General features: G+C 71.0%; 19 protein-coding genes. 9 read left to right on the plus strand and 10 right to left on the minus strand.

Annotation, left to right across the window (positions count from 1 at the left end; translation table 11 throughout):
* The first annotated feature begins 32 nt into the window (after window positions 1-32).
* A complete protein-coding gene (locus tag ACFFJD_RS01440) occupies window positions 33-1,175 on the plus strand; it encodes an Mrp/NBP35 family ATP-binding protein (RefSeq protein ID WP_382359815.1) in 1,143 nt (380 codons plus the stop codon).
* A gap of 21 nt (window positions 1,176-1,196) precedes the next feature.
* On the opposite strand, the gene tatB is transcribed toward ACFFJD_RS01440, so the two are convergent.
* From tatB to sigE, 4 genes are all read right to left on the minus strand, one after another.
* Window positions 1,197-1,709, minus strand: a complete 513-nt coding sequence (gene tatB, locus ACFFJD_RS01445; RefSeq protein WP_382359818.1) for a Sec-independent protein translocase protein TatB — start codon at window positions 1,707-1,709, stop codon at window positions 1,197-1,199.
* An 11-nt stretch (window positions 1,710-1,720) separates the two neighbouring features.
* Entirely contained in the window at window positions 1,721-3,187 is a 1,467-nt protein-coding gene (locus ACFFJD_RS01450) for a S1C family serine protease (RefSeq protein WP_382359821.1), read from the minus strand.
* 3 nt (window positions 3,188-3,190) lie between these two features.
* Complete coding sequence (locus ACFFJD_RS01455) at window positions 3,191-3,541, minus strand: zf-HC2 domain-containing protein (RefSeq protein ID WP_382359824.1); 351 nt, start codon at window positions 3,539-3,541, stop codon at window positions 3,191-3,193.
* A gap of 91 nt (window positions 3,542-3,632) precedes the next feature.
* Entirely contained in the window at window positions 3,633-4,298 is a 666-nt protein-coding gene (gene sigE, locus ACFFJD_RS01460; protein WP_382359880.1) for an RNA polymerase sigma factor SigE, read from the minus strand.
* A 159-nt stretch (window positions 4,299-4,457) separates the two neighbouring features.
* Between sigE and ACFFJD_RS01465 the strand changes: the two genes are divergently transcribed.
* Window positions 4,458-5,099: an O-methyltransferase gene (locus tag ACFFJD_RS01465; protein WP_382359827.1), complete on the plus strand. Its 642-nt coding sequence runs from the start codon at window positions 4,458-4,460 to the stop codon at window positions 5,097-5,099.
* 19 nt (window positions 5,100-5,118) lie between these two features.
* Here ACFFJD_RS01465 and manB read toward each other — a convergent pair whose 3' ends face one another.
* Genes manB through rfbD form a run of 3 tightly spaced genes read right to left on the minus strand, consistent with a single transcriptional unit; the run spans window position 5,119 to window position 8,066 of the window.
* The gene (gene manB, locus ACFFJD_RS01470; RefSeq protein WP_382359830.1) at window positions 5,119-6,192 is read right to left on the minus strand and encodes a mannose-1-phosphate guanylyltransferase; all 1,074 of its coding nucleotides are present in this window, start codon (window positions 6,190-6,192) and stop codon (window positions 5,119-5,121) included.
* Between the two features lie 5 nt (window positions 6,193-6,197).
* A complete protein-coding gene (locus tag ACFFJD_RS01475; protein WP_382359833.1) occupies window positions 6,198-7,142 on the minus strand; it encodes a glycosyltransferase family 2 protein in 945 nt (314 codons plus the stop codon).
* A 9-nt stretch (window positions 7,143-7,151) separates the two neighbouring features.
* Entirely contained in the window at window positions 7,152-8,066 is a 915-nt protein-coding gene (gene rfbD, locus ACFFJD_RS01480; protein WP_382359836.1) for a dTDP-4-dehydrorhamnose reductase, read from the minus strand.
* A gap of 242 nt (window positions 8,067-8,308) precedes the next feature.
* Between rfbD and ACFFJD_RS01485 the strand changes: the two genes are divergently transcribed.
* Window positions 8,309-9,979 carry an LCP family protein gene (locus ACFFJD_RS01485; RefSeq protein WP_382359883.1) on the plus strand — a complete coding sequence of 557 codons (1,671 nt, stop codon included), beginning with the start codon at window positions 8,309-8,311 and terminating at the stop codon, window positions 9,977-9,979.
* 1 nt (window position 9,980) lies between these two features.
* On the plus strand, window positions 9,981-10,691 hold the full coding sequence (locus tag ACFFJD_RS01490; protein ID WP_382359839.1) for a TIGR03089 family protein: 711 nt from the start codon (window positions 9,981-9,983) through the stop codon (window positions 10,689-10,691).
* Window positions 10,692-10,804: 113 nt separating this feature from the next.
* Here the strand turns inward: ACFFJD_RS01490 and ACFFJD_RS01495 are convergent, their stop codons facing one another.
* Together ACFFJD_RS01495 and ACFFJD_RS01500 are read right to left on the minus strand one after the other, a co-directional pair.
* Entirely contained in the window at window positions 10,805-11,968 is a 1,164-nt protein-coding gene (locus tag ACFFJD_RS01495) for an acyl-CoA dehydrogenase (RefSeq protein ID WP_382359842.1), read from the minus strand.
* 77 nt (window positions 11,969-12,045) lie between these two features.
* Window positions 12,046-12,633, minus strand: coding sequence for a TetR/AcrR family transcriptional regulator (locus tag ACFFJD_RS01500; RefSeq protein WP_382359845.1), 588 nt, complete (start codon window positions 12,631-12,633; stop codon window positions 12,046-12,048).
* Between the two features lie 63 nt (window positions 12,634-12,696).
* Here ACFFJD_RS01500 and ACFFJD_RS01505 point away from each other — a divergent pair, with 63 nt between their 5' ends.
* The 5 genes from ACFFJD_RS01505 to ACFFJD_RS01525 are packed head-to-tail and all read left to right on the plus strand — an operon-like array spanning window position 12,697 to window position 16,290.
* A complete protein-coding gene (locus tag ACFFJD_RS01505) occupies window positions 12,697-13,329 on the plus strand; it encodes a Type 1 glutamine amidotransferase-like domain-containing protein (protein ID WP_382359848.1) in 633 nt (210 codons plus the stop codon).
* Window positions 13,330-13,345: 16 nt separating this feature from the next.
* Window positions 13,346-13,726: a PNPOx family protein gene (locus tag ACFFJD_RS01510; protein ID WP_382359851.1), complete on the plus strand. Its 381-nt coding sequence runs from the start codon at window positions 13,346-13,348 to the stop codon at window positions 13,724-13,726.
* Complete coding sequence (locus ACFFJD_RS01515; RefSeq protein WP_382359854.1) at window positions 13,723-14,544, plus strand: dienelactone hydrolase family protein; 822 nt, start codon at window positions 13,723-13,725, stop codon at window positions 14,542-14,544. The genes ACFFJD_RS01510 and ACFFJD_RS01515 overlap by 4 nt, the downstream gene beginning before the upstream one ends.
* Window positions 14,541-15,245 carry a GNAT family N-acetyltransferase gene (locus ACFFJD_RS01520; protein WP_382359856.1) on the plus strand — a complete coding sequence of 235 codons (705 nt, stop codon included), beginning with the start codon at window positions 14,541-14,543 and terminating at the stop codon, window positions 15,243-15,245. The genes ACFFJD_RS01515 and ACFFJD_RS01520 overlap by 4 nt, the downstream gene beginning before the upstream one ends.
* 31 nt (window positions 15,246-15,276) lie before the next feature.
* On the plus strand, window positions 15,277-16,290 hold the full coding sequence (locus ACFFJD_RS01525) for an NAD(P)H-dependent flavin oxidoreductase (RefSeq protein WP_382359859.1): 1,014 nt from the start codon (window positions 15,277-15,279) through the stop codon (window positions 16,288-16,290).
* A gap of 161 nt (window positions 16,291-16,451) precedes the next feature.
* On the opposite strand, the gene ACFFJD_RS01530 is transcribed toward ACFFJD_RS01525, so the two are convergent.
* Window positions 16,452-17,705 (minus strand): HNH endonuclease signature motif containing protein, encoded by a 1,254-nt coding sequence (locus tag ACFFJD_RS01530; protein WP_382359862.1) that lies wholly within the window; start codon window positions 17,703-17,705, stop codon window positions 16,452-16,454.
* Window positions 17,706-17,816: the final 111 nt, after the last annotated feature.

Genomic DNA, 17,816 nt, shown 5'->3' on the forward strand with positions numbered 1-17,816 from the left:
ACCCCGGCGGCGGGCCGACTAGGGTGGATGGCGTGAGCACCCCAGGCACCCCCACCGAGTCCGCTGTCCGTTCGGCGTTGAGCAAGGTGGCCGACCCCGAAATCGGCAAACCGATCACCGACCTGAACATGGTCAAGTCCGTCGCCGTCGCGGCCGACGGCAGCGTGGACGTCGGTATCTTCCTCACCACGTCCGGCTGTCCGATGCGCGGCCAGATCAGCGACAGCGTGCGCGAGGCCGTCTCCGACGTCCCCGGGGTCGGCGAGGTGCGCGTGGAACTCGACGTGATGAACGACGAGCAGCGCACCGCCCTGCGCAAGCAGTTGCGCGGTGACCGGGCCGAACCGGAGATCCCGTTCGCCAAGCCCGGCAACCTGACCCGCGTGTACGCCATCGCCTCCGGCAAGGGCGGCGTGGGCAAGTCGAGCGTGACGGTGAACCTGGCCGCGGCCCTGGCCGATCGCGGCCTGTCGGTGGGCGTGCTCGACGCCGACATCTACGGCCACAGCGTGCCGCGCATGCTCGGCAGCGATGCCAAGCCGACCCAGGTCGAGTCGATGATCATGCCGCCGATCAACCACGGCGTGAAGTTCATCTCCATCGGCCAGTTCACCGACGGCAACACCCCCGTCACCTGGCGCGGACCGATGCTGCACCGCGCTCTGCAGCAGTTCCTCGCCGACGTCTACTGGGGCGACCTGGACGTGCTGCTGCTCGACCTGCCGCCCGGCACCGGTGACGTGGCGATCTCCATCGCCCAGCTGATTCCCGGCGCCGAGATCCTGGTGGTCACCACCCCGCAGCAGGCCGCCGCCGAGGTGGCCGAGCGGGCCGGGGCGATCGCCCTGCAGACCCGCCAGAAGATCCTCGGCGTGGTGGAGAACATGTCGTGGCTGGAACTGCCCGACGGCAGCCGCATGGAGCCCTTCGGCTCCGGCGGCGGCGCCACGGTGGCCGAGCGTCTCACCCGCGCCGTGGGTGCCCCGGTGGAACTGCTGGGTCAGGTGCCGCTGGAGCAGCAGCTGCGGGAGGGCGGCGACAGCGGCCTGCCCGTGGTGCTCTCGGCCCCCGAGTCCGCGTCCGGTGCGGCCCTACGCGCCGTCGCCGACAAGCTCGCCGTGCGTCGTCGCGGCCTGGCCGGCATGAGCCTGGGAATCGACACCGTCCGCCACTGACGTCCGACGTCGACGGGTGCGCTAGGTGGCGTCCCAGTCGGTGACGTCGACCGTGCGGGGGGCACGGGTCGGCGGCGGCGCCACGTCGGCGTTCAATCGGCTCGCATCCACCTGGGTGGCCGGCGACGCCGGGGTCGGCGGGGCGCCGGTGGCCTCCGCGGTGGCCGCCTCGGCGGCGGGCACGACCGGGTGCGGGTTGGCCGGTGCCGGACCGGACAGGCTCAGCGAATCCCGGACCGAGGATTCCAAGCCGTCCAGCGACGACGAGTCGCCGTCGAACAGGTGCTTGGTGACCATCGCCTTGGGCGTCATCTGCCGGAGTTCGTTGAGCTGCTGCAGCGGCTCGCGGATCGAGTCGAAGTCGGTGCCCATCTGCTCCTGCAGATCCTTGGACGCACCGGTGGCGTAGTCGCGCAGTTTGCGGATGGACTGCATCACCCACGAGATGGCGCCGGGCAGGCGTTCGGGCCCGAGGATCACCAGGGCCGCCACGATGATGATGAGGATCTCGCCCCATCCGACACTGCTGAACATCGCTTCGCCCTCTAGTCTGCGCGCGGCGTCATGGTGCCGGTGAAGGTCCGTCCGTCACGCCAGTAGGTGTACTTCACCTCTTGACCGATGGTCGACGTCCGCACCGCCACAGTCAACTCGTCGGCGCCCTCAATGGGCTTGCCGTCGAACTCGGTGATGACGTCGTTCTCCTTCAGTCCGGCGGCGGCCGCCGGGCTCCCCGCGGCCACGTCCTTGACGCGCGCGCCGAACACCTGGTCGTTGCGGACGGTCGACGCGGTGACCCCGATCTGCGGGTGCGTCACCTTGCCGTCCTTGATCAGCCCCTCGCTGATCGGAATCACTTCGTTGATCGGGATCGCGAAGCCCAGACCGATGGACCCGCCGCCGGTGGCCGCGATCGCGGTGTTCACGCCGATCACCCGGCCCTGCGCGTCGACCAGCGGGCCGCCGGAGTTGCCGGGGTTGATCGCCGCGTCGGTCTGGATGGCGTTGATCACCGCGTCGGTGTCGGAGGAGGCGTCCGGGCGCAGCGGCACCGGCCGGTCCACCGCGCTGACGATGCCGGTGGTGACGGTGCGGTCCAGCCCGAGGGGGGCGCCGAAGGCGATCACCGGCTGCCCGATCTCGAGCTTGCTGGAATCGCCGAGCTTGGCGACGGTGAGGTTCTCCACGTCGTCGACCTTGAGCACGGCCAGGTCGGTCTTCACGTCGCGGCCGACGATGCGCGCCGGCACCCGGGAGTGGTCGGCGAAGACCACTTCGAGCTTGGCGTTCTTGTCGTTGGCGGCGATGGAGACGACGTGGTTGTTGGTGACGATGTAGCCCATCTTGTCCACGACGAAGCCCGAGCCCGAGCCACCGCTGCCCGCGGTGCGGATCTCAATCATCACCACGGCCGGCCCGACGGCCTTGGCCACCTTGGCGATATCGGTCGAGGCCACGGTGGAGTCGTCCACGTCGAGGGTCACCGCATTGGAGTTGAGCGGCGGAATCACCTCGGCCGTCCAGCGGCCGACGAGACCGCCGGCCACACCGAGGAGCACGGCGACCAGCCCCAGCGAGGCCAGCGCCCACCAGTGCACGCGCCGCCCGAACAGCAGATCGGTGATGCCGAGTTTGGGTCCGGCATCCCGCGCGGTCTCCGCCGCGGGTTCGCTCAGTGCGGGCGCCTCCAGGTGCGCGCCGCTGGCCGGATCACGCCACGGGTCCTCCGGCTCCGGCTCGTCGACCTCGCCGCCGTAGGTGGCGTACGGGTCGCGCTGCAGCGAGCTGGGTGCGTCCGCGGGGCGGCTGAACGCCTCGGTCAGTACCGGGTCCGGCGGCGCGATCTCCGGCTGCGGCTGCGCACTGGGCTCGGTGGAGAACGATCCGCGCACGCCGTCGGGCCGGCCGAAGACGGCGGCGGTCTGCGGGGAGACGGCGGGATGTTCGCGGCGCGGCGGCACCGGTTGCGGGGCGGCCGCGTCTCGGGTCGCCCAATCGGGAGTGGTGCTCACAAGTCAGCGGCTCCGTCGGCGCACGTCGCGCACATCGAATTCACGGGTCGGGATCTGGCTCAACTGACCGATCAGGGTCGACGGCGCATGCACCTCGCCGCAACCGCGCAGCAGGCTGCGCGCGTCCGACTGGGCGGTGACCTCCGCGGCGCAACCCGGGCACAGGCGCAGGTGCTCGTCGACCCGTCCGCGCGCGGCACCCGGCAGCACACCGTCGACGTAGGCGACCACGGCGTCGGCCGCGAGATGGTCGGTGGAGGCGAACGCGCGACCGGCCCGGAACTCCGGATTGGGAGCGAACATCGCACCCCCGGGCGCCCAGCGCCGCATCCGGGAAGTTCGGTCGTCGGTCACGGGCGGCACCTCTCTCACACCAACAGGACTCACGCCACGCTCGCGGCGGAGATGCCTCCAGCCTAACCGAACACCCGCCGGTGCGGCGGGATCAGCCACCGCTACCCACAGCCACCGAACGACTGTCGGTGTGCCCGCGGGAGGCGAGGAAGTCGCGGATGCCCTGCCTGCCGCGATGGATGCGCGAGCGGACGGTCCCCATCTTGACGCCCATGGTGGTGGCGATCTCCTCGTACGACAGACCCTCGATGTCGCACAGGACCACGGCGGCGCGGAACTCCGGGGCCAGTGAGTCGAGCGCCTGCTGCAGATCGGGCGTCAGATTCGCCTCGGCGTACGCCTGCTGCGGATCGGGCGTGTCGGCGCTGATCCGTTCGTAGCCGGTCTCCAAGGTCTCCATCCGGATCTTGGCCCGACGGCGCACCATGTCGAGGAAGAGGTTGGTGGTGATGCGGTGCAGCCAGCCCTCGAAGGTGCCGGCCTGGTACTTGTTCAGCGAACGGAAGACGCGGATGAACGTCTCCTGGGTCAGGTCCTCGGCGTCGTGCTGGTTGCCGCAGAGCCGGAACGCGAGCCGGTACACCCGGTCGGCGTGTTCGGCGACCAGTTCCTCCCAGGTGGGCATCAGCGTGCGGTCACCGCTCGCGTCGAAACCGGCGGTTCCCGCGAAACTGGCGTGTGCGTCGCTGCGTTGAGGTGCCTTCACCTGCTGATCGAGTCCTTCCGTGGTTGTGCGGTGTATAACACCGCATCCCAGACCGCTATTCCGTCGATGTGCACCTAGAGCCTGTCTTACCCCGGTGTGCGATCGCTGTTACCGGCCTGAGTGTTCGCTGAGGAAGCGGGCCGGTGCGATGTACCCCACCCCCGGCGCGCCACCCCCGCAGGTCAACGCGGTCATGGCACCCTACTGGGCATGACCGACAAGTCCGCCGCACTGGCCGCCTACGCCGAAGCCGCCATCCTCGAAGACGACGCGCTGCGGGCGGCCCGGGCACGCGCACAGGAACTGGGTGCCACGGCCGTCTCCCCCGCGACCGGCGCGCTGCTGTCGCTGTTCACCCGGATCGCCGACGCCCAGCACGTCGTGGAGATCGGCACCGGAGTGGGAGTCAGCGGACTGTGGCTGCTGGCCGGCATGCCGTCCACCGGGGTGCTCACCACCATCGACCCCGAGCCCGAGCATCATCGCGCCGCGCGCCAGGCCTTCGCCGACGCGGGCATCGCCCCCGGCCGCACCCGGCTGATCACCGGCGCGCCGACGGATGTGCTGACCCGACTGGCCGACGAGACCTACGACGTGGTCTTCATCGACGGCCCGCTGCTGAGCTACCCCGCCTACGTGACCGAGGCGGTACGGATTCTGCGTCCAGGCGGTGTGCTGGTGGTCAACAACGCCTCCGCCGACGGCGACATCGCCGATCCGGACTCCGACGATCCGCGCACCTTCACCGCCCGCGAGGCGGCGCGGCTGATCGCCGACGACGATCGGCTGCTGCCCGCCGTGGTGCCGGTGGGCACCGGTCTGCTCGCCGCGGCCAAATCACGCGCGAACTGAGTCGCTCGAGCACTGAGTCTCACACGTCGGTGGAGAACCGAACTCCGCCGTCGGGCAGCTGCACACCCGGCCACACCCGGGCCCCGCGCAGCAGCTCGCAGCGCGCGCCGATGACCGCGTGATCGCCGATCACCGTGTCGCGGACCAGGGCTCCGGCCCCGATCCGGGCGCCGAAACCGACGATGCTGCGCTCCACGACGGCGCCGGCGTCGACGACGGCATCGTCGAAGATCACCGCGCCGTCCAGGCGTGCGCCCGAACCGATCTGCGCCTTGGCGCCCACCACGGTGCCGCCGATCAGCACCGCATCGGAGGCCACCTGCGCGCCGTCCTTGACCAGGAACTCGCCGCTGTCGCCGTTCAGAGCCGGTGACCCGGCGATGCCGCGCACCAGGTCGGCCGAGCCGCGCACGAAGTCCTCCGGGGTGCCCATGTCGCGCCAGTAGGCGTCGTCGACGTAGGCCTGGACGTGGCGGCCGGCGGCCAGCAGACGCGGGAAGATCTCGCGTTCCACCGACACCGGCCGACCCGACGGGATCTCGGCGATCACGTCGCGGTTGAAGACGTAGGTGCCGGCGTTGATCTGGTTGGTGGGCGGGTCCTGCGTCTTCTCCAGGAAGGCGGTGACCCGGCCGGAGGCGTCGGTCGGCACGCAGCCGAAGGCGCGCGGATCCCCCACCCGCACCAGGTGCAGGGTGACCTCCGCGCCGGAGGTGCGGTGGGTGTCGAGGACCTCGCGGATGTCGGTGCCGCCGAGGACGTCGCCGTTGAACACCAGGACGGTGTCGGCGGTGAGCGCGTCGTAGACGTTGCGGATGCCGCCACCGGTGCCGAGCGCCTCCGTCTCGGTCACGTAGGTGAGCTTGACCCCGAGGTCGGCGCCGTCGCCGTAGTAGTCGGAGAAGACCTCCGCCTGGTAGGACGTGCCCAACACGATGTCGGTGACACCCGCCTCCCGGATGCGCGAGATCATGTGCGTCAGGAACGGCACACCCGCCGTGGGCAGCATGGGCTTCGGAGCCGACAGCGTGAGCGGACGCAGGCGAGTGCCCTTGCCGCCCACCAGGATCAGGGCCTGAACGTCAGGAGCCACGGGGGTCACCTTTCTTCTTCGGTACGAGCGGTCTTCTCGGCCGCGGCGCGTTCGCGCAGGGCGGCGGCGATGGCCAGTCGGGCGCGGACGGCCAGTCCCACCCGCAGGCCGGCGCGCACCGGCGCCCAGCGTGCGCCGGGATGCCGGTCGGCCTGGAAACGATAGGCGCTGTCGTGGTGCGCGGTGATCATCCGCTCCGGATGCCGCGAGACCGAGTGGCTCTTCGCGTGCATCGCCACCGCCGACGGCACGAAGACGTTGAGCCATCCGGCCCGGCTCAGCCGGTCACCGAGGTCCACGTCCTCCATGAACATGAAGTACCGCGAGTCGAAGCCGTCGACGCTCTCGAACGCCGCGCGCCGCACCAGCAGGCACGACCCGCTCAGCCACCCCACCGGCCGCTCGACCAGTTCGGCGTCCTCGTTGCGGTACCGCACGGTCCACGGGTTGTTCTTCCACACCGCGCCCAGCAGCGCGTGGCCGGTACCCGAGATCAGGTCGGGAACGCGGCGGGCCGACGGGTAGACGGTGCCGTCGGGCTCGGTGATCAGCGGTCCGAGCGCCCCGGCGCGTGGCCAGCGGCGGGCCGCGGCGAGCAACTCGTCCAGCGATCCCGGCGACCATTCGATGTCGGGGTTGGCGATGACGATGAACTCCACGTCCGGGCCCACCGCGGCCACGCCGCGGTTCATGCCGCCGCCGTAGCCGAGGTTGCCGCCGGTGTCGACCAGGGTCACCGTCGGGTCGGCGGCCGCGGCCGCCTCGGGGGCGCCGTCGTCGGAGCCGTTGTCGGCGATGATCACCTGGACCGGCGCGGTGGTGGCGGTCTTGAGCGTGCGCAGAAAGCTGTGCAGATACTCGCCGGAGGAATAGGTCACCGTCACCACGGCGACCGGGGACGAGACCGGCGCCGCCTGCTCGGGCGCGTCGTGCTCAGGCTCGATAGTCACCGCCACAGCCTAGGGGATGCGGTCCGGGGCCGCGGCGACCGCCGCCGCCAGCGAGGTGCGCCAATGCGGCAACGGAGTCAGGCCCGCCGCGGCCCAGGAGCGGCCGGAGAGCACCGAGAAGGCCGGGCGCGGGGCGGGCCGGGGGAAGTCCGCGGTGGTGCACGGGCGGACCCGTGCCGGATCGGCGCCGACCTCGGTGAACACCGCCCGCGCCAGGTCGTACCAGGTGGCTTCGCCGCCGCCGGCGGCGTGCAACACCGCGCCCGCGGTCCGTGCCGGCGCCCGGCGCACCTGGTCCACCAGTTCCCACAGGCCGTCGGCCAGATCGACGACGTAGGTGGGCGAACCGCGTTGGTCGTCGACCACCGCCACCTCCGGCCGTGCGGCCTCGAGCCGACGCATGGTGCCGACGAAGTCCGGCGAGGTCGCGGCACCGGTGTACACCCAGGCCGTCCGGACGATCGTGGTCGACGGATCGGCGGCCAGCGCCGCGCGCTCTCCGGCCGCCTTGCTGGCGCCGTACACGGTGGCCGGGGTCGCCGCCGGATCCAGATCGTCCGGTTCCAGGGGTGCGGTGCGCCCGGGCGGCGGACCGAAGACGTAGTCGGTGGACACGTGGATCAGCCGGGCCCCGGCCGCGGCCGTCGCCGCCGCCAGCCGACCAGGCCCGTCGGCGTTGATCGCGAAGGCGGTCGCCGCATCCTGTTCGGCGCCGTCGACATCGGTGTAGGCGGCGGCGTTGATCACCACATCCCCGGCGGCCAGGCCGCGCAGCGCCGCGGCCACCTGGGCGGCGTCGGTCAGGTCCACCTCGGCGGAGGTGTAGCCGACCAGATCTGCGGTCGAGGGTCGACGCAGGGCGAGGGCCGCCCCCAGTTGACCGGCCGCGCCGAGCAGGTGAATTCGCGTGGACATGGGTGTCATGGTGCCGCACCCGCGCCGCCGTTCCCCAACGGCATCGGTGCGGTCGTGTCCGACACCACCGGCGTTGCGCACCGGGTTCCCCCGCCGCCAACAAGTAGGGTGAAACCACACTTGTCACATCTGCAACACCGAGGGGACGCACGAGGGTGGAACCACGCCGCGAAGGTCGAGACCGCCGCGTCGGAACACGGGCCAAGTCCGGGACCGGCGAGCCGGAGCGCCGCGGTCGCCGCACCCCACCGATGCAGGCCGCCGAGGCCGCCGAGCGCACCCGCGACGGCAAGACCGGCGCCACCTCCACCCGCTCCCGCTCGGCCGCCGGACGCACCTCCTCGGCCGAGATCCACACCCGGCCCCGGCGCGCCGCCGCCGAACGCGGCTCCGGCAAGCCGCCGGGCCCGCCCGGCCGGCCCACCACGTCGGGCCCGCGCAAGCGGCCGCCGGGCAAGCGCCGTCGGGTGACCGATCTGCTGCCCTACGGCCGCGGACTGATCGCGGTGCTGACCGTGGTGGTGTTGGTCGTCACCGGTTACGGCTGGAGCCGCATCTCCAGCCTCAACTCCTCGGTCACGCTGGTGGGCGGCCTCGGCCTCGGCGGCGGCGCCGACGGTGCGATGGACATCCTGCTGGTGGGCACCGACTCCCGCCTCGACGCCAAGGGCGAGCCGCTCAGCGACGAAGAACTGAAGTGGCTGCGCGTCGGTGACGAGATCACCACGTCCACCGACACGATCCTGCTCATCCGCATCCCCAACGACGGCAGCACGGCCACCGCGATCTCCATCCCCCGCGACTCCTATGTCGACGTGCCGGGCATCGGCATGAGCAAGATCAATGCGGCCTACGGGTCCACCCGCGAGACGGTGCGCCGTACCGCCGTCGAGTCCGGTGTCGATGAGAAGACCGCCGAGAACGAGGGCATCAAGGCCGGCCGCAAGGCGCTCATCGATTCGGTGGCCAACCTGACCGGCGTCACCGTCGACCACTACGCCGAGGTGGGGTTGCTGGGCTTCGCGCTGCTGACCGACGCCGTCGGCGGCGTCGACGTGTGCCTGAAGAAGGCGGTGCGCGAGCCGCTGTCCGGTGCCCGTTTCCGTGCCGGCCGCCAGACCCTCAACGGCCCGAAGGCCTTGAGTTTCGTCCGGCAGCGCCACGATCTGCCGCGCGGCGACCTCGACCGCATCACGCGCCAGCAGGTCTACATGGCCTCCCTGGCCCAGAGCATCCTGTCCACGCAGACCCTCACCAACCCGAGCAAGCTGAGCGAGCTGGAGACCGCGGTGTCGCGGTCGGTGGTGATCGACGACGGCTGGGACATCCTGAACTTGGCGAACTCGCTCAAGGATCTCAGCGGTGGCGACGTCAAGTTCACCACCATCCCGGTGATCAGTGAGAACGGCTGGAGCGACGACGGCACGCAGAGCGTCGTCGAGGTCGATCCCGCGCAGGTCAAGACGTTCGTCGATCGCCAGCTGGGCGCCGCGGCCACCGGTGACGCCGGCGGACGCGGGGGCGTCACCGTCGACGTGGTCAACGCAGGCACCGTCGACGGCCTGGCCGCCAACGTCGCCGGTCTGCTCACCGCTAAGGGCTACCGCGAGGGCGAGACCTCCAGCAAGCCGATGAACGAGTTCGACTCCATCATCTTCGCGCGTTCGGTGGACAACGAGGGCGCCAAGCAACTCGCCAAGGACCTCGGCGGCAACATCGAGATCCGCGAGGACTCCTCCCTCCCCGACGACAAGGTGCGCGCCGTGCTGACCAACACCTACACCGGCCTGGGTGCCATCTGGAACACCGGCCCGCAGGGCGAGAACGCCAAGGACACCACCGCGGCGTCGACCCCGAGCTCGACGGCCAAGGCGCCGGCGGCGATCAAAGCCGACACCGACGGCCCGGTGTGCGTGAACTGACATGACCGCACCGACCATCACCGACGCCGTCCTGGCCGCCGTCGACGACCGGGCCCGCCCCCTGCTGACCTATTACGGGCCGGCGCAGCGGGTGGGCCTGTCCGGCGCCACCCTGGAGAACTGGGCGGCCAAGATCGCGAACTACCTGCGCGACGAGGCCGGTCTGTTCCCCGGCGATGCGGTGGGCGTGGATGCCCCCGAGCACTGGCAGACCGCCGCCGTGGTGCTCGGCGCCTGGTGGGCCGGGCTGCGCATCGAGTTCGGTCCGGCCGCCGACGCGGAGGCGGCGCGGGTGGTCTTCGTCGACCGCGCGGGTATCGACGCGCACCCGGACGCCGAGGAGACGGTGGTGCTGCCGCTGGATCCGTTCGCCGGCCGGGTGCCGGATCTGCCCGCCTTCGCCGCCGACTTCGGCGACACCGTGCGCCCGCACGGTGATCACTTCTCCCCCGGCGGCGCGGGCCCCGAGGCCGTACCCGGCCGCACCGTCGCCGATGTCCTGGCCGCGGCGCGGCAGGCCGCCGCCGCGCAGGGCGTCGCCGCCGGCGGACGCGTGCTGTCGGCGCGGTCGTGGCGCACCGCCGACGACGTGATCGCGCATCTGCTGGCGCCGCTGGCGGTGGGCGCGGCACTGGTGTGGGCCGATCCGGCCGCCGACCCGGATCTGGCGGCGATCGCCGAGACCGAGCACACCGACCTCACCCTGAACTGACCTGACCTGACCTGACCGGGCCTGCGCCCGGGCCCACCGACGACGAAAGCGGACCGCCGCCACCGGTCGGTGGCCGCGATCCGCTTCGAACTCGTCGATCCGGCTCGGAGCGATCAGCGCAGCAGTGCGCGCGCCATCACCATCCGCTGGACCTGGTTGGTGCCCTCGTAGATCTGGGTGATCTTGGCATCGCGCATCATGCGCTCCACCGGGAAGTCGGTGGTGTAGCCGGCGCCGCCGAACAGCTGCACGGCGTCGGTGGTGACCTCCATGGCGACGTCCGAGGCCAGGCACTTGGAAGCCGAGCTGATGAAGCCCAGGTTCGACTCGCCACGCTCGGCGCGCGCCGCGGCGGTGTAGACCATGAGGCGGGCGGCCTCGACCTTCATCGCCATGTCGGCGATCATGAACTCGACGCCCTGGAACTGGCTGATGGTCTTGCCGAACTGCTTGCGCTCCTTGACGTAGGCGATGGCCTGGTCGAGGGCGCCCTGCGCCACGCCGACGGCCTGCGCGCCGATCGTCGGGCGGGTGTGGTCGAGGGTGGCCAGGGCGGTCTTGAAGCCGGTGCCCTCCTCGCCGATGATGCGATCGGCCGGAATGGTGCAGTTCTCGAAGTACAGTTCCGCGGTCGGGCTGCCCTTGATGCCGAGCTTGTGCTCGAGCGGACCGACAGTGAAGCCCTCATCGTCCTTGTGCACCATGAACGCCGAGATGCCGTTGGCGCGCTTCTCCGGGTCGGTCACGGCCATCACGGTGTACCAGGACGACTGGCCGCCGTTGGTGATCCAGCACTTGGAGCCGTTGAGGACCCAGGAGTCGCCCTCGCGACGGGCGCGGGTCTTCATCGCGGCCGCATCCGAACCGGCTTCCCGCTCGGACAGCGCGTAGGAGGCCATCGCCTCGCCCGAGGCGATCGAGGGCAGGACCTGTGCCTTGAGCTCGTCGGAGCCGGCCAGGATCAGGCCCATGGTGCCGAGCTTGTTGACGGCGGGGATCAGCGAGGCGGAGACGTCGACGCGGGCGACCTCTTCGATCACGATGCACGCGGCGACCGAGTCGGCACCCTGCCCGTCGAACTGCTCGGGGACGTGGATGGCGTTGAAGCCGTTGTCCACGAGGGCCTTGCGCGCCTCCTCGGGGAAGCGGGCGTTCTCGTCGACCTCCTTGGCGTAGGGGGCGATCTCCTTCTCCGCGAGAGCGCGGATAGCCTCGCGCAGCGCCTGGTGCTCCTCGGGCAGCTGGAACAGGTCGAAATCGGGGTTGCCGAATGCCATTGTCTTACTCCTCCTGGCACTAAGTGCCACAGCCGGTTCGTGACAAGTGCACCACGGCCGGCAGGGTGAGTCAACACTCAGCGTTCGGCGAGGGTCTCCCACAGCCGCCGTAGTTCGGCGTTCAGGCCCTCGGCGGTGGCCGTCGCGTCGCCGCGGCTGACCTGCCGCAGCAGGTAGTTGTGCACCGCCGTGACCGCGGCGGCGTAGGCGACGACGCCGGTCGGCTGCGCCGTCGGCCGCGTCTGCCGCAGGTACTCCTCGAACAGGCGCTGGTAGCGCAGGGCCATCACCAGTTCGCGGTCGCGCAGCGTGGCCACCTGTGAGACCACCGCGTAGCGGCGGGCGGCCAGGTCCCGATTGGCGGCGAAGTGCGCGAACACCATCTCGGCGCCCTCGCACACCACCCACCACGGATCCTCGTCGTCGACGGCCGCCTCCAGATGCCCGGCCACCTGGTCGAGCATCGACTCGTGGTCGGCGAAGATCAGGCCCTCCTTGGAGCCGAACTGCCGGAACAGGGTGCGCCGGGAGGTCCCGGTCGCGCCGGCGATGTCGTCGACGGTCGTCGCCTCGTATCCCCGCTCGGCGAACAGCCGGATGGACTCCGACGCCACGTGGAGCCGGAATTCGGCGGCGTCGATCGACGTCTGCTCGGTGGTGGCCATGGGCCCAGTATTCCCCGCGCGCGGACCCGGCCCGCTGTCGGCCTGCGCGGATAGGCTGACGACATGAGACTGCTGCTGCTGTCGTGGGGTATCGGTGCACTGCCGGAGTTTCTGGACACCGCGGTCGACAGATCGCGCGCCGACCTGCGCCTCGGCTACCTCAACGATGCCGCTCTGCCGTACGGGGACGCCGAGTTCGCCGCCATCGATCGCACCCGGCTGACCGCACTCGGCTATCGCCCGGAGGTGGTCACCGCACGCGACTACGCCTGCGCCGAGGACTTCGCCGACCGCCTCGACCGACTCGACGCCCTGTACGTCTGCGGCGGCGAGACCTACGTGCTCCTCGATCATCTGCGGCGCGGAGGCCTGGACCGGGTGCTGACCGACCGGGTCCGCGGCGGCCTGCCGTACGTCGGGCTGAGTGCCGGCGCGGTGCTCGCCGGGGCCAGCACCGAGCCGGTGTCGCTGATGGACGATCTGTCCACGGCGCCCGGACTCACCGACCTGCGCGGACTCGGATTGTTGGAGGCCTCGGTGGTCCCGCACGCCGACGGCGCGATCCCGCAATACCCCGCATCGCTCATCAGCCGCGTCGTCGACACCTACGGGCCGCGGATGCCGCTGCTCCTGCTGCACGACGACCAGGCGCTACTGGTCACCGACGGCGACGTCACCCTGATCGACTCCCCGTAGCGGTAGCGTTCGACGCATGAGAGTTCCGCACGTCGTCGCCCGCGTCAACAAGTACGTGACCAATCCGATCCAGGGCCTCTGGGCGCCGCGGGTGGCGCCGTGGGCCGTCGTCGAACACGTCGGCCGCACCTCCGGCACCGGCTACTCCACCCCGGTGCTGTGCTGGGTGGGCCACGGGCGCATCTCGATCCCGCTCACCTACGGCACCGGCTCCGACTGGGTGCGCAACGTGCTGGCCGCGGGCGAGTTCACCCTCCTGCGCGAGGGCAAGCGCATCCGGGTGGCCGGGGCGCGCATCCTGCCGCCGGACTCCCCCGACATCGTCGGCCTGGCCCGCTACGTGGGCCGCCCGTTCGACGGAGTGCTGTTCGGCCGGATCGTCGAGGAGACGTCGTGAGCGACCTGCTCGCCGACTTCGCCCGGGCGGATTTCACCCACGAGGCCGTCACCCATCACTACTACCGCCTGGGCTCGGGCCCGGCGGTGATCGTGCTCGCCGAGGTACCCGGGATCACCCCCAAGGTGATCGAGTTCGCCCGCCGGGTCGCCGCCACCGGCCTCACCGTGTACGTGCCGTCGCTGTTCGGCACCGACGGCGCCGCACCCATGCCCGACGGTGTCGGCGACCTGCCGCGCACCGGCGCCACCTGGGCCAAGTCGCTCGGCAGGATCTGCGTGTCCCGCGAATTCACCGTCCTGGCCACCGGCCGATCGTCGCCGGTCGTCGGCTGGCTGCGGGGCCTGGCGGCGCAGGCCCACACCGAATGCGGCGGCCCCGGCGTCGGCGCGGTCGGCATGTGCGTCACCGGCGGTTTCGCCTTGGCGATGGCCGTCGACGACCGCTTGCTGGCCCCGGTCCTGTCCCAGCCGTCGCTACCGCTGCGCCTCACCCCGGGTCGCAAGCGCAGCATCGACATCAGCGACGACGACCTGGCGGTGGTGCAGGCGCGCTGCGCGCGGGGCCTGAAGGTCTTCGGCACCCGTTTCGAGGGAGACTGCCTGGTCCCGGATGAGCGGTTCGCCTTCCTCAAGGACAAGCTCGGCGCGGCGTTCATCGACGCGAGCCTGCCCGCGGACGCGGCCAACCCGGCCGCCCGCACGCCACCGCACTCGGTGCTGACCGAGCATCTGGACGACCGCCCCGGTCAGCGCACCCGGCAGACGCTCGACGACGTGCTCGACTTCCTGGCCACCCGCCTCGAGGTCCGGCCGTGACCGTCGACACCGCCCGCGCAGCGTTGGCGGTCCTGGACGATCCGTTCGGCAACGCTCTGCGCGGACGCCAGCGTCCGTTCTCCCGCACCCACGGCACCGCCGTCGCTTATCAACCGGACGTGTCGGTCTTCTTCGCCTACCCGGCGCCCCTGACCGCGGCGGTCTACGCCGACCTGGCCGCCCTCGCCGGCCCCGGCCAGACCCTGGGCCTGCGCAATCGCGACGTGCCGCTGCCGGACGGGTGGACGGTCACCGGCGCCTTCGAGATGGTCCAGTACACCGGTGTCGACGTGGCCGCGCGCCCCGACCCGGAGCTGACCGTGCTCACCACCCGCGACGTGCCGGAGATGACCGCACTGGTGCAGCTGACCAATCCCGGCCCGTTCCTGCCGCGCACCATCGAGTTGGGCAGCTACCTCGGCTACCGCGATCCGCGGACCGGACGCCTGCTGGCGATGGGCGGCGAACGCGCCCGCCCGGACGGCTGGACCGAGATCAGCGCCGTGTGCACCCACCCGGATGCGCGCGGCCGGGGTCTGGCTCGACGCATCGTCGGCGCGGTGGCCGCCGGGATCCGCGAGCGCGGCGACGAAGTCTTCTTGCACACCACCGCCGACAATCCCGCCCGCCACCTCTACGAGTCGATGGGCTTCATCCACCGCAACACCGTGAACCTGGAGATCGTCCGCGTCCCGCGGTGAGCGGGGCCGACGACCGGTGAGGAGTAACGCCATGTTCGATCCGTCCACCCTCGCGGTGCCCGTCGTGGGCGCCCCCATGGCCGGCGGGCCGTCCACTCCCGCGCTCACCGCTGCGATCAGTGAGGCCGGCGGTTTCGGCATGCTGGCCGGCGCGTACCTCAGTCCCGACGCACTGCGCGACCAGCTCGCCGCGGTCCGCGCGCTCACCGACGCCCCGTTCGGGGTGAATCTCTTCGTGCCCGAGGAGATCCCGCTCGACGCCGACGCCTTCGCGCGGTTCCGCGACCTGCTGCTCCCGCTGGCGCACGCGCGCGGCGCGGACCTGCCGTCGGCCCCGGCCTACACCGACGACGCGTTCGAGACCAAGGTCGACGTGCTGCTCGAGGAGGACGTCACCGCGGTGTCGTTCACCTTCGGCGCGCCGGCCCCCGAGGTGTACGCCGCGTTCACCGGCTTCGACATCGCGACGATCACCACCGTCACCACCGCCGCGGAGGCCCGGGTCGCCCTCGACGCCGGTACCAGCGCGCTGTGCGCGCAAGGCTTCGAGGCCGGGGGCCATCGCTCGACGTTCGGCATCACGGACCGCGACGCCCAGGTCGGGGTGCGCGAACTCGTCACCGCCGTCACCGGACTGGGCGTACCGGTGATCGCCTCGGGCGGGGTGAGCGGTGTCGACGACGTGCGCACACTGCTCGCCGCCGGTGCCGCTGCGGTGCAGGTCGGCACCCTGTTCCTGCGCACCCCGGAAGCAGGCACCCGCCCCGCGCACCGCGCGGCACTGGCCGATCCACGGTTCACCGAGACGGCCACCACCCGCGCCTACTCCGGGCGCCTCGCCCGAGCCCTGGTGAACGAGTACGTGCGCACCTTCTCCGCCGCTGCCCCACCGGTGTATCCGCAGATCAACGCGCTCACCGGGCCGCTGCGCCGAGCCGCGGCCGACGATCCCGAGGTGATCAACCTGTGGGCGGGCACCGGCTGGCGCGGTGCCCGAGCGATCAGCGCCGCCGACGTCGTCGCCGCCCTCGACCCTGCGCGGTAACGCCGGCGCACACGCGCCTGCGTCTGCGTAGCCACGCCCGACGCGGGCCGGTCCTGGGCGGTCCCCGTGACCATCCCGACCCGCCCTGCGGCAGGCACACTATGAAATTTTCAAACAACACATCGCGCCGGGAACCGCTCCCGACACTTACTCAGAGCGCCTCACGCGGCGCTGGCCGATAACGTCAAAGTCCGTCGCGCATTCGACCGAACAGCTTCACGAAACCGCTTCGGATGCTCCAGATCCACCGGCGGCACGAACCACGGCTGCCGATCGTGGCCGATGAACACTTCCCATCCACCGTGGTGAATCACGGTGTGGTGCCGGCGGCAGAGCAGGACACCGTTGTCCAAACTCGTGGTCCCTCCGTGCTCCCAATGCTCCACGTGGTGCCCGTCGCACCACGACGGCGGAACACCGCAACCGGGAAAGGCGCAACCGCGATCCCGCAAGACCAGGGCTTTACGGATACCGGGCGTGAACAGTCGCTTCTCGCGGCCCACGTTCAGCGGCACTCCGTTGTCGTCGAGCAGCGCGAGGGCGACGGACGCTTCGCACATGATCAGCTCCGCGGTCCGCGCCGAGATCGGTCCGCCGAACCCGAGCCACGGCACCGCCGCGTCGTCCTCCGACATCGGAACTGAGATCGTCTGTCCCGCAACCGAATCCAGTACCTGCCCGTTCATCACCACCGCCGCTGGCACCGACAACGTCACGTGCGGCAACACTCCCCCGGACTCGGGACGCTCCGAATGAGACAGATACGTGCGAATCACCTGCGCCATCGCATCCGCGCGCCGCCGCTTCGCCGAACGCCGATCCGCAGAACCATCGGGCTCGGGCACCGGCCGCGTCAACGGATCCAACGCCGCACTCAATTCCTCGGCGGCCACGATGTCGAAGTCGATCGTCACCGCGACCCGACCGTCATCGGTCCGGTTCAGGGTCATCTCGTTCAGATCGTCACGTTCGGCGACCGGAACGTACCCGTCCTCAGCGTCGGGGTCGTCCTCGACCGGCGCCAGCTTGATCGCCCACGCACGTGCGGACTCCCTCACCCGTGCCGGCGAGGTCTGCACCATCAGCGAATGCACGACTCGCGCACGATCAGCGTCGGACAGTTCCACCCGACCGGTCACGTGACCGAGACCGGACGCCACGGCATCACCGTGCTCCGCCGACACCGCACCATCGCGCAAGCCCCGGGTCACCGAGACGAGATTCTCGTCGTCGATCGCCTGCCCGAGCCGGCCGGCGCGGTAAGCCACAGCCGGCGCCGCACCGAGTTCGGTGAGGATCGCCGCGGCGGACCGCACATGCTTCCGGGCCGGCAAACCGACGCGTTCGATCGCCGCGCATGCCGCCGCGACGGAGTAGTCGGCCACATTGCGCAACCGCAGAACCGCCGCGGTCACCGCCAGGAGGATAGTGCCCCTTGGGGTGGTGGACTTCGGATCGGGCGTAGAGTCACGCGTTCTGATCAACGAGTCGTTGTGAACGCTATGCGATTTGGGCTTGCGCGTCCA

This window comes from Gordonia phosphorivorans, from assembly GCF_042432625.1.
Classification (GTDB): domain Bacteria; phylum Actinomycetota; class Actinomycetes; order Mycobacteriales; family Mycobacteriaceae; genus Gordonia; species Gordonia phosphorivorans.